Origin of the sequence: Solibacillus sp. FSL W7-1472, assembly GCF_037969775.1 — a bacterium.
Lineage (GTDB): Bacteria > Bacillota > Bacilli > Bacillales_A > Planococcaceae > Solibacillus > Solibacillus silvestris.
Genome location: NZ_CP150208.1, coordinates 1,645,082 through 1,657,010, shown reverse-complemented (window position 1 = coordinate 1,657,010; position 11,929 = coordinate 1,645,082). Strand labels below are relative to the sequence as shown.

The 11,929-nt window shown below is 37.7% G+C and carries 13 protein-coding genes and 1 riboswitch; of the genes, 3 read left to right on the top strand and 10 right to left on the bottom strand.

Features of this window, described 5'->3' with window-relative positions:
• Positions 1–11 precede the first annotated feature (11 nt).
• Entirely contained in the window at positions 12–1,349 is a 1,338-nt protein-coding gene (locus tag MKY07_RS08075) for an amino acid permease (protein ID WP_339264364.1), read from the bottom strand.
• A 260-nt stretch (positions 1,350–1,609) separates the two neighbouring features.
• Positions 1,610–1,688, bottom strand: a riboswitch (glycine riboswitch).
• A gap of 322 nt (positions 1,689–2,010) precedes the next feature.
• Complete coding sequence (locus MKY07_RS08070; RefSeq protein WP_339264363.1) at positions 2,011–2,535, bottom strand: dehydrogenase; 525 nt, start codon at positions 2,533–2,535, stop codon at positions 2,011–2,013.
• Positions 2,536–2,747: 212 nt separating this feature from the next.
• Between MKY07_RS08070 and aspA the strand changes: the two genes are divergently transcribed.
• Complete coding sequence (aspA, locus tag MKY07_RS08065) at positions 2,748–4,163, top strand: aspartate ammonia-lyase (protein ID WP_008406686.1); 1,416 nt, start codon at positions 2,748–2,750, stop codon at positions 4,161–4,163.
• Positions 4,164–4,216: 53 nt separating this feature from the next.
• On the opposite strand, the gene MKY07_RS08060 is transcribed toward aspA, so the two are convergent.
• From MKY07_RS08060 to MKY07_RS08050, 3 genes are read right to left on the bottom strand one after another with little or no spacing between them, the layout of a single operon-like run.
• On the bottom strand, positions 4,217–4,519 hold the full coding sequence (locus MKY07_RS08060; RefSeq protein ID WP_008406683.1) for a hypothetical protein: 303 nt from the start codon (positions 4,517–4,519) through the stop codon (positions 4,217–4,219).
• Positions 4,520–4,536: 17 nt separating this feature from the next.
• Complete coding sequence (locus MKY07_RS08055) at positions 4,537–5,208, bottom strand: reverse transcriptase-like protein (RefSeq protein WP_339264360.1); 672 nt, start codon at positions 5,206–5,208, stop codon at positions 4,537–4,539.
• Complete coding sequence (locus MKY07_RS08050; RefSeq protein WP_339264359.1) at positions 5,192–5,620, bottom strand: ATPase; 429 nt, start codon at positions 5,618–5,620, stop codon at positions 5,192–5,194. The genes MKY07_RS08055 and MKY07_RS08050 overlap by 17 nt, the downstream gene beginning before the upstream one ends.
• A gap of 88 nt (positions 5,621–5,708) precedes the next feature.
• On the opposite strand from MKY07_RS08050, the gene pgeF reads away from it, so the two are divergent.
• Positions 5,709–6,470 (top strand): peptidoglycan editing factor PgeF, encoded by a 762-nt coding sequence (pgeF, locus tag MKY07_RS08045; protein WP_339264357.1) that lies wholly within the window; start codon positions 5,709–5,711, stop codon positions 6,468–6,470.
• Positions 6,471–6,553: 83 nt separating this feature from the next.
• On the opposite strand, the gene MKY07_RS08040 is transcribed toward pgeF, so the two are convergent.
• Positions 6,554–6,949 (bottom strand): VOC family protein, encoded by a 396-nt coding sequence (locus MKY07_RS08040; protein WP_339264355.1) that lies wholly within the window; start codon positions 6,947–6,949, stop codon positions 6,554–6,556.
• Positions 6,950–7,115: 166 nt separating this feature from the next.
• Between MKY07_RS08040 and MKY07_RS08035 the strand changes: the two genes are divergently transcribed.
• Positions 7,116–7,595, top strand: coding sequence for a biotin carboxylase (locus MKY07_RS08035; protein WP_339264353.1), 480 nt, complete (start codon positions 7,116–7,118; stop codon positions 7,593–7,595).
• Between the two features lie 126 nt (positions 7,596–7,721).
• On the opposite strand, the gene MKY07_RS08030 is transcribed toward MKY07_RS08035, so the two are convergent.
• The 4 genes from MKY07_RS08030 to MKY07_RS08015 all read right to left on the bottom strand — a co-directional run bounded on the left by MKY07_RS08030 (position 7,722) and on the right by MKY07_RS08015 (position 11,919).
• Positions 7,722–8,273: a 2'-5' RNA ligase family protein gene (locus tag MKY07_RS08030; RefSeq protein ID WP_008406672.1), complete on the bottom strand. Its 552-nt coding sequence runs from the start codon at positions 8,271–8,273 to the stop codon at positions 7,722–7,724.
• A gap of 261 nt (positions 8,274–8,534) precedes the next feature.
• A complete protein-coding gene (locus MKY07_RS08025; RefSeq protein WP_339264352.1) occupies positions 8,535–9,341 on the bottom strand; it encodes an aldo/keto reductase in 807 nt (268 codons plus the stop codon).
• A 179-nt stretch (positions 9,342–9,520) separates the two neighbouring features.
• On the bottom strand, positions 9,521–10,633 hold the full coding sequence (locus tag MKY07_RS08020) for an endospore germination permease (protein ID WP_339264351.1): 1,113 nt from the start codon (positions 10,631–10,633) through the stop codon (positions 9,521–9,523).
• Between the two features lie 92 nt (positions 10,634–10,725).
• A complete protein-coding gene (locus MKY07_RS08015; RefSeq protein WP_339264350.1) occupies positions 10,726–11,919 on the bottom strand; it encodes a Ger(x)C family spore germination protein in 1,194 nt (397 codons plus the stop codon).
• Positions 11,920–11,929: the final 10 nt, after the last annotated feature.

The window sequence follows — 11,929 nt, the reverse complement described above, 5'->3', positions numbered from 1 at the left end:
CCGGTTTACTGTTATTTTTTTCGAACCTTATAAAGAACAAACAGCAGTATAAACCATATCGGTGTTAACAGCAGAGATGTTCTCGTTGATTCGGAAATACCCATAATGACTAGTAAAAATAAGAAGAATGCCAATACTAAATAGTTGATGAATGGTGTTAATGGCGCTTTGAAAACTGAAGTTTTATGTAATTCCGGATGACGCTTTTTGTAAATGATATGCGAAATCAGAATAATGCTCCAAACCCAAATAAAACAAATCGCACTAATTGTTGTCACGATACTGAATGCATCGTCCGGCATGAAGTAGCTAAGCAATGCCCCAATCGAAACTACGACCGCAGAAAATATCAGACCATTTTGCGGCACCGCATTTTTGTTTAATTTACCGTATGCTTTTGGTGCTTGTTTATTATTACTTAAACTGTACAGCATACGGCTCGTTGAGAACATCCCGCTATTCCCTGCAGAAGCAGCTGATGTCAGCACAACAAAGTTAATTAAACCTGCTGCAATCGGAATACCCACCAATGCGAAAACCTGAACGAATGGTGAACTTGCAGCGCTTAATGTATCCCAAGGATTGATGGTTAAAATGACGAATAATGCCCCTACATAAAACAGCAGAATACGTACGGGAATTTTATTGATTGCAGATGGGATATTCTTTTTAGGGTTTGCCGTTTCAGCAGCAGCTACCCCTACTAATTCAACCCCAACGAATGCAAAGACAACCATCTGGAACGCCATTAAGAATCCAAATGCCCCATTCGGGAATAACCCTCCGTGCTCCCATAGGTTCGATACGGCAACTTTGCCTGTATCTGTTTCAAAACCAATGATCAACAATATAATTCCAATTGCAATCAATGCAACAATTGTGATGATTTTAATCAACGCAAACCAAAACTCCAGCTCTCCGAACAGTTTGACCGTCAATAAATTCAAAATTAGTAAAACTACTAAACATGCGATAGCCGGTACCCATTGCGGGATGTCGAACCAGTATTGCGTGTACATACCGACAGCGATTATATCCGCCATTGCCGTCATAACCCAGCAGAACCAGTATGTCCAGCCGGTAATATAGCCTGCCCAATCCCCTAAATATTCAGTGGCGAACTCGGTAAACGATGCATAGCCGCCTTTTGATAAAAGCATTTCGCCAAGTGCACGCATGACGAAAAATAGTGCGATACCAACGATTAAATATGCAAAGATAATAGAAGGTCCTGCAAGTGAGATCGCTTTACCTGACCCTAAAAACAACCCCGTTCCGATTGTTCCTCCAATCGCTATTAACTGAACGTGTCGATTTTTCAGATCGCGCTTTAATTCTTGTTGTTCCAAAACGATTCCTCCAAAGGATAAGTATTTTGTCTGTTTACACAGCGCAAAATAATAAGTACTTCACCGCGGTCCATCAAGTAATTTTTTCTGGAAAATTAAAACAGGGACTGATTATGTGCCAGTCCCTGTGTCTAAGAATAATCGATCTCGCCTCTGCGAAATCGCGTCCAGATTCCAAAAAATCTGTGACATCTATCGAGGGCTTTTCTTTTTCAAACAGTGGATGCTACATACACCAATTTTTAAGGAAAAGCGTCTCTCATTACTCTTCTGTCCTTTTGCCTGAGATTATGAACCCTTCGGCGACGCGGTATACGCGCTCTCTCCAGAAACTGCTCCCGCCAGTAGTTTTATCCACGACGATCAACGCTTGATATGTATGCAATTAGTTGCCTATAGGTCATCTGGCATCTTCCAGTTTCCTATAGCTCGCGTTCAATACTATTATTGTACGATAATCATACTATCAATTTTATGCCCGCCTTACAATGGATAATCGTAGTCAGTTATTATGTAAATAGCAATTTAACCTTATTCCCAACATAATGTTTTCATCTTGCAGAAAATTCATGACTAAAAAAATATTACACCGAAAATTCAATATTTTCAGTGTAATATTTCATATAGAGGAATTGGTAGCCCCTCGTAATTCTGTTTTCGTTTACTGCAGTTTTTCCTGTACTGTTGAATCTTCTTCGTATGTTGTTCGATTGATATCGATCAGCTTACCTTTTGTTGTGTTTGACTTTTTCATTTTGACAACATACGTATTGTCTAAAGCAATGTCTGTGCAGGCGATGTCTTTCTCGCGAATATTTTCAGGGTAATTTAAAGTAATAACCAATGTATCCCCGTCTTTTTCGATTTTTTCAATTTCTCTTCCACAGCCATCTGAATACCCTGTGACAAACAGCACTTCTTCTGTTTCAAAATCGATGGGCGGAATCGATTCAAAACCAAAAATATCGGCCCACGTCGTATAAAGCTTTTCATCCTGCACGATTGAAATACTCGTACCAACTTCAGGGGGAATCGAATCTAATTGAAACAGTAATTCATATTCAACTTGATTTTCTTCCTGAACAGGGTTGGTCGAATTGGATGAGGTTGCTTGCTCTTTCGTATTACATGCTGCAAGTAGAAAGATCAGTCCCATGACAAGCATGCAACTAAAACATTTTTTCAATGTCCATCACCTCGTTTCTTACATAATTAGTCGGATGAAAAATAAAAAAGTTTCGATTTTCCCACATTTTATCTGTTACTATTGGTTAATTTAAACTTACAAGATTATGTTAAATAAACTAATAATTCAGCAAGTAAGCTTTTATCATAAAATGGCGTATAATGTAGTTGTTTATCCAACTATTACACCATTCTCTTGGAGGGTTTGTACAAATGAGTACACGTATTGAAAAAGACTTTTTAGGCACATTAGAAATCCCAAAGGACGTTTATTACGGCGTTCAAACAACTCGTGCATTAGAAAATTTCCCGATTACTAAAATGACAATGCACCCTGAATTAATTCGTGCATTTGCCATCGTAAAGAAAAGTTCGGCACTTGCAAATGCCGCTATCGGTAAATTGGATCCGGTAATTGCCAATGCAATTGCACAAGCATCCGATGACATTATTTCAGGACTATTACATGACCAGTTTGTTGTAGATCCAATTCAGGGCGGAGCAGGCACTTCAATGAACATGAATGCCAATGAAGTAATTGCTAACCGTGCACTGGAAATTTTAGGGGAAGAAAAAGGTACTTATTCAATCATTAGTCCTAACAGCCATGTCAATATGGCGCAGTCAACAAATGATGCATTCCCATCGGCTATCCATATCGCAACAGTTTCTACATTAGATAATCTAATTATTGCAATGGAAATGATGCGTGATAGCTTTATCAAAAAATCAGTAGAATTCGATTCAATCGTTAAAATGGGACGTACGCATTTACAAGATGCTGTACCCGTTCGTTTAGGTCAGGAATTTGGTGCCTACGCTGCCGTTGTTTCTCGTGATATTGCTCGCATCAAAAAAGCGCAGCAGACAATGCTGCAAATCAATATTGGCGCAACTGCAATCGGTACAGGCTTAAATGCAGATCCAGAATATATGAAATTAGCTGTGGAAAACATTGCGGTTTACAGTGGCTTCCCGTTCATTAAAGTAGACAATTTAATCGACGGTACACAAAATACCGATACGTATGCAGAAGTATCATCAATGCTAAAAATCGCTATGATGAATATGTCGAAAATCTGTAATGACTTACGCTTAATGGCATCAGGTCCAAAAGCCGGATTTGCAGAAATTCGCTTACCGGAACGCCAGCCAGGTTCTTCTATTATGCCAGGTAAAGTAAACCCGGTTATGCCGGAAGTAATTAACCAAATTGCTTTCCAAGTGATCGGTAACGACGTAACAATCTCACTTGCATCAGAAGCAGGTCAATTTGAGCTTAACGTAATGGAACCGGTTCTAGTATTTAATCTGCTTCAGTCGATTGAAATTATGACGAACGGTTTCACAGTATTTACAAAATACTGCCTGGACCATATCGAAGCGAATGAAGCGCGTCTGCATGATTTTGTTGAGCGTTCAATCGGTGTTATTACTGCACTGGCTCCACATTTAGGGTATGAGCGTTCAAGTCAAATTGCGCGTGAAGCACTGCATAGCGGCAAATCTGTACGCGAACTTTGCTTAATGTACAATTATTTCACACTTGAGCAGCTTGATATTATCTTAAATCCATTCGAATTAACGCAACCCGGTATTGCTGGTGAACGTGCATTTGAAAAACAATAATAATAGCTAAAACGAAAGCTCCGCCGGGATATTTTCCCTGCGGAGCTTTTTCATTAAATATAGAGCACTTCTTTTGCGAGTGAAATCGCACGCTTGCTAACTTCCAATTTATCGCCGTCCGCATTTAGCTTCACGACTCCATTTGGCTCATCAAAAATGGATTTCAGCTGTGCTTTCGGTTTGACACCGACCATCATCGGCCCTTTTTCGGGCTCACCTGTACGCAGTTTTTCCTGCTCTCGTGTGACACCTTGTTCTTCCCCGATTTTCGGGAAAGCTGTTGTTTGTTGCTGTAAATTTCGGGGACGTGTCTGGTTATTTAAACTTGAACTCCCTGTGCCAACAGAACGTATCATGAATGATCCCCCTTCAATTATCTTTTCTTACTCTTTCGTATATCAATATCCGCGTAGATTTCAACTTCCAGTAGTGCCTGATTCGCGAGCTGATCTGCTTCACTGTTTAGTTTGCGGTCAATATGTTGATATACCGGACGAATGCCAAGCTTCTGAAGCTTCGCATCGATTTTATCTGCCCACGTTGACAGAACACTATCCGTTACGCCCCATTCGCCGTTCATTTCATTAATGACGACTTGCGAATCACCGTAAATCTTTATTTTTTGGTGATGCACGCCCATCTCCTCAAGCTGCTCTACAGCAAGATTCAGTGCCGCATATTCCGCTTCATTGTTTGATGTTAAATACTCCGCCAGCTGATTCGTCCGCAAGCGATAGTTTTTTCCGTTCTGTTTATAATAGACGACTATCCCTAAACCGGCCAGCTTTTCTTCTCTATTAAAACCGCCATCAAAATAGACTTCCACTTCGGTAGGTTCTGTTTCGAGAGATTTCAAATATTTTTTTAGCTCTTTTAAAGTCCATGTACTGTCATGTTCATCTGTCATCACAATATTTTTTGTACGGCCCGTGTTTTCCATATCCAGTACGAGCGTATAGGCATGCGCTGCAGGAATTGCCTCACTTCGCCATGTAATTTCCTGCTTAGCCTTTGTGATATATTGCCATTCAATCGTCAATTCCAATCGGCTCTCCCCTTCCATTTGTCGTCTGCTTCAAATCTTCTTTATAAAACCAGTTAATACACAATGTACTAACCATTATGCCAACTATAAACGGTGGTGATACAAAAAATAAAAAATACGCGCTGCCGACCGGTGCTTTCATAAAGTATCCGAATACGATTGGCTGCAGAATACTAAAAATAAAGCTTGTTAAGTAAAGTGCCCGTTTGCTGTAATTTTTACGCATGAAGTACAGCACATAATACCAGGGAATCACGACAAAAAAATAAATCGGCAAAACATAAATAATTATGGACATGGCCGTACCGAATGTGATCGATTCATTTATATAAGGCAATGAAAATGCAATAAAAACCATGACCGCCATGACATAAGGTAAAAAACCGGTTAAAATGATTTGCCAACTCTTCATCACATTCCCCCTATTTCCAATCATTATACCAAACACTATTTGCCTATACAAAATTTGCATTTACGGGTATAGTACAGGGGGTGATAAAATGAAGGTAAAATTTTATGAAAATAATGAAAAACGCGTACTAGGCATTACATTAAAAGATCCAGCATTAGCCGAGGACAACAATATGGCACTCCATGTTTGCAAAAACGAAGCTGATATTATCGAAAACCGCCAACAGCTTGCCTCACTGCTGCAAACCGAATTATCAGAGTTTGTATGCGCCAATCAAACACATAGTGCCAACTTCTTCCGTGTGGAAAAATCGGAAATCGGCAAAGGAGCAACCGACAATACAACTGCTGTTCATGATACCGACGCATTGTATACTTACGAACCGAACGTTGTGATCTCAAGCTTTACCGCAGATTGTGTACCGGTCTTATTTTATAATGAAAAAACAAATGTCATCGGGGCTGTGCACTCTGGATGGCAAGGGACGATTAAAGAAATTACATTAAAGTTGCTTCAACATTTACAACAAGAGGAAAATTGCGATTTACGTGATTTGAAAGTAATGATCGGGCCAGCAATCAGCCAAGAGAAATTTGAAGTGGATGCCGATGTTCAGGAAAAATTCAAAGCACTCGGCTATGCGGACGAATTTATGTACTGGAATGAAGAAACGAGCAAATTCCATATCGACAACCAGTTGACCGTGAAAACACAGTGCATGCTTGCAGGTGTGCCTGAAGAAAACATTTCTATTGACCGAATGTGCACATTTTTGAATGAGGACGGATTCTCCCATCGCCAAGACCGCTCAACCGGCAGGCACTTGAGCTTTATTATGCGAAAAGAATAGATTTCGTTAATAAGTGTGAGAAAAGGAATACCTAACATTCAGTAGGTATTCCTTTTTTCATGAGTCTAAAACCGGCGGCATAATCATGGTGCTACAAGTTCAACCTTGATTCTATCCGGATCTTCAAAAAAAACAGCGTAATAATTTTCCCCTCCTGCATAGGGATGTTTATCAGTATAAAGGATATTAACACCTTTACTTGCTAACTTTCTTGTCATCTCATCTACTTGTTGACGCGAACTTGCATGGAAAGCCAAATGATTTAGACCTACCCGGCATCTATGATAAGGAATATCCATAAACCGTTCTTCTGCTTGCACGAAAACGATATAGGTCTCTCCGATTTTCCAACTCTGTCCACTTTCCCACGATTGATAAGATTCATATCCCATTTCTTCTAACAACCATCCCCAAAAGTTAATGGAAGTTTTTAAATCTGAAACATATAATTCGATATGATGAATAAGCCCTTTTGACAATGGATGCCTTCCTTTCTATCTACCAAATAATCCTAATCGATATTTTAGATTAGATACGTTTTTGTATGTGACTCAATGTATACTATAAAAAACTTTAAAATTCGTTTACTATAGCTATATGAACACCTATATTTGGTAAATCTTCAATTAATATAATCAATTCAGTGTGGAGGTTTTAAATGAAACTTTTAAAAACAATTGGCGCTTACTTTCATTTATTGCATTAATCATAATAGGAATTTCTATATACATAAACATGCAAACTAAAGTTATGCCTGAAGCAATGTACATTGAACCAGATTATAGATGGTATGGAATCCGAACATTATCTATTTACTCAGAATCTGACAAGGATAAGGTGGAAATTATATTAAAAAATGAAGACCGAGACAAAATAACCGAATTAATAAACAATACAACAGTATCCGCTTTTGAAGTACCAGAACCTGAAAATGCTAAAAAAATAGTTACACAGACAGCAGTTGCAGGAAATGGCATCCCATTTGACTTTAGCATACATAAAACTAGGTGGGGCAATTATTATTTACACATTGAAAGCTTAGACCCTCCTGTCGGTATATGGCATAAAATAAAAGAGTCGGATTTACCGGATTATTATATAGAATTGGAAAAAGTGACTCTCTAATTATAGAAATCTAATCAATAATATAGTTCGAGTAAAGGTATTCAATAATCTTTTTCTCTCCCCATATTGCCTTTAACGTATGTTGAAGTGCTTAGAAGGCATAAAAATGACCTCATTTTATCGAAATCATTTGCTTAAAGAAATATCTAAATATTTTTCATATCTTTGCTTTTCAATGTTTAGTTCATAAACTCTAATAAAATTCACTTCAAAATCGGGATATGGTGTCAATTCTTTAACTGCTAATTTCTCCATTTCCATTAGTGCTTTTTTAGAGAGTCCAGCAGAAATGTAATCACCGTACTGTTCTTTCCCCAATGTTATGTGAGGTACAAACGCATCAAGTTCAAAATACTGTTTTATTAGGTCTTCTGACGGTGAAATCTCATGCACTATTTCTTGATGCAATTTATGCAAATGACTTGAATTAACGCTCAAATATAAAATGTTATCTCCAAAAAAATTTGGTTGATCTAATGACACTTGAAAAGGTTTGAAAGTATTACACACTTTTTGTACTTTTCCTATCCATTTCTTATCTGGAGTTAGTCCTCCTTGAGCTTTCAAAGTTATGTGTGGTTCTACATTTGAATGTTTAATCCAATTACTTTGAAAATGGACAATTCTTTCTAAATATTCTTCTGGTGGGACAATACCTATAAAATACTCCACTTTCATCTTCACTCCTATTATTTTTATTTAAACAGCCTCCATTTCAATCAATTTAAGGCTGTTTAATAAGAATGTAAACCATTCATCACGTCCGATCTTTTAAATTTTATCTGATATGTAATGTAGGTGATGGTCATACTATTTATTGCCATGTTTTTCATAGGTGCTTGTTTTTTGATAAGTGGCCTGTTAACAAAGGTAGAAATTGAATAAGCGTCTCCAAAATAGGAGACGCTTATTCAAATGGTCCAAAGTCATAGTGACTAACTAAAGGTTTTCAATTTTTTCGACATCTGCTGCAGTTAATTCGAAATCAAATAGATCCAGATTTGCTGCCTGATTCACACGGTTGTGTGATTTCGGAATAACGACAACACCGCGCTGGATTTGGTATTTCAATAAAACTTGTGCACCCGATTTATCATAGGCTTTACCGATTTCATCCAACAATTCTTGTTGATGCGCTTCAGTTTTCATCGGTCCCCATGCAACAGGTGTAATGCCCTCGTCTTGTAATAAAGCAAGAAGGTCTTCGTTCTTTTCTTTTAAGTTGATTTGTATTTGATTAACGGCTGGCTTCACTTTCGCGAATTCATTCAATTCATCCAGATGATTTTTTCTAAAGTTTGAAACGCCAATTGCTTTCAGTTTTCCTGCTTCGTAATATTCTTCAAAAACTTTCCAAGTGTTTTTAAGCTGTTCCTTGTCCTCGATTGGTGCATGAATCAAAAGCAGGTCCAAATAGTCTGTTTGGAAATTTTTTAGACTGTTATCGATTGCTGCTCGAGTCGACTCCTTTGAAGAAACATATTCTTCTCTCGCCGGAATTTTCGTTGTAATGAACAACTCTTCTCTCGGTACTGAACTTTCTGCTAATATTCCCCCTACAAGCTCTTCGTTTCTATAACTAATCGCAGCATCTATTGATCGATATCCTAACTCAAGTGCTGTTACGAGCTCAGGAATTTCATCTGTTAATGCTCCGTTATAGTCCTTATTTTCTTTACCATACGTATTTGTACCTGTACCAACAATCGGCATTTTTATTCCATTATTAAGTGTGATGTATTCCATATTTTTGGTACTCCCCTTTTATTCTTAAATTATTTTACTGATTAAGTATATCATAACAAAATATAGAATCTTCAGAAATCAATCCGGTAGACCTAAATCGTACTCAAATAAAAAGGAGCACTGTTCCCTGTCGGAAGCGCGCTCAATTGTTGGTGATGTGCCTGCATCAATTCTCCTACTTAAGGTTCTTCAGGTACTTTTCTTAATTGTTTTCTTCGGATGGCATACACTACTATCAGTAAAAGAGGTAAGAATATACCAATTGTATAGGAGAATATTAAACCTATTGTAGTATTCCAACGCTGCTGGTAAATAACATCCGGGAAAATTACAATCGAAATGACTACCGCAATGATTCCAAAAGGTATCGTTAACGGGCGATAATCCTTTAAATTGAATATTTGCGCGAAACCTAAAACAGTAACATAAAAATAAATGGTTGCCTTATAATAAAGTGCGATAATCCAAAGTGTGCCCATTAATGCCTCAATCCGTTGTATAAATTCACCGACGTTAATCCTTTTAGCTAATGCATAGCCCGGATATAGCTCTATTCCAGTATTATAAGCCCCTAATACTGCTACACATAAAAACGTAAAAATAATAATGACAATTCCACCTAATAAGTTCCCAATCAAAAAGAACTTTTTAGCTTTAATGCCTGTGTTAATAAAGGCAGGAAAAATCATTAATAACACAATGGCATTGACCGAAGTTACTTCTATAAAAGATAAGGATGTTTGAACAATTTTTTTAGGTTCGGCTTCAAATACGGGTTGCAAGTTATCAAAATTGACTTGGGGAGAAATGAAAAATACTAAAAAAAGAAAAAATATCAAGCAAATAAGAATTAATACTTCAGCAGAACGTGCAATTGTTTCTAATCCTAAACGGACACCCATCACAATAATAATAGCCAAAAGGATATTTAAAGCGACCATTGGCGTATTTGGCATTAAATGAGTGTTCAAAAAGGTCCCTGAATAATATAGTAGGATTGCGGTATAGACAAAAGACATGAATACAAATAAAAGAGATGCAGCTTTCCCTAGCCAGCGCCCCAGAACCTTTTCCATCATTTGAACAAAAGTAAGGTCCGGAAACCATTGTGCGATTAAGCAAAATAACCATATTACCATTAATCCAATTGCTGTGCCGAGTATTGCAACAATCCAAGCATCTTGTTTTGTTTCGGAAGCTAAAAATGACGGAACAATTAAGATACTTGTACCAACTGAAAACAACACAACTAAAACCATAAATTGGTATGGATTTATTTTAATATTTTGCATCATGCGTTACCCGCCTTCCACTGAGGGATCTTTTAAACAAACAACTCTTTAGCAATACTTCTTCAAGCGCTCCCATTGTTTTCACATAGCGATTAATTCTTAATCTTTTCTAAAAATGAACTATTTACCGTCCCTGTAAGGCGAATTTTCATATCTACTTTAACGTTCACTGTTAAGTCAGAAAATTCCTCGTCCCAATTTTCTTTAATCTTATTCCACTCTTCCGGATTGGAGCGATGAATAGCTTCACCGAATCCAAATATGTCTGATTGATATTCTTCTTGTAGCACATCGATTGTCTCATTTATTATTCTTGTCGCTTCTTTTTCATAAATTTTTTCAAGCTCCTGTATTGATTCCGGATTCTTTAAATCAATTTTACATCTAACTTCGCCTACATTGCCCTCGGCTTTCGTATGGATATTTACTTCTGGTTTTCCATGGACTATATTTCCCTCAATTTTAGAATGGAAGTTAGTCACTTCAATGGTAGATTTCCCTTCATTAGGACAAGATATTGATGTTACGGTTGATTTAACTGAATTGGTAATACCACTATATCCTCTACTATCTTGTTCAGTTAACCAGCCCATCAGCCTATCTTCTTTAAATATGGCTAAATTATCATATTTGATTTGAGCAGGCTTAGAAATGGATTCTATATTCTGTTGAGTGGATCCTATTTGTTTGTTTCCTGCCAACTGAATCCCTGTTAGTACGGCTTCTTTACCTTCACTTATAAGATCCACTATCAATTCATCTAAAGTAACACCATACGTACCTGCCCACGCCTTTTCCGATACTTTTAGACCTGCAAACATTTTACTGGCAGGTATGCTTTCCAAATCTGTTGTGACATTCAGAATTTCTCTGGCGGTTACATCCTTAGCAACAACAACATAGAAGTCTGGTCGAAGTTCCCAATCCCTAGCGAGTAAATCCAAAGATTCACCTATTCCTTCCTTAGCCAATTCTTCACCAACAATCAACATTTGAAGGTGTCCGGGATATATTTTCCTTGGCGAGACTTTTGTCATTCTACGGAGTGCTTCATAAACTGTTTCACCATTCTCTGTAAAAAGTGTAACTGCTGTGCCCCCTGTCCCGTCTTTCATGGAAACGGCAGAAGGTACTACTACTTGTGCGGTTACCTCGTATTCATCCTCACCCTCCACTTTATCAATACCCAATGCCAGCGTAATTGCGAGCTCGTTTAACTCCCTCTTATCCCAGCATCCCGTAAGAATGAAATTAAGGATTATGAGAATAAACATGTACTTTTTCATCGTTTAAATC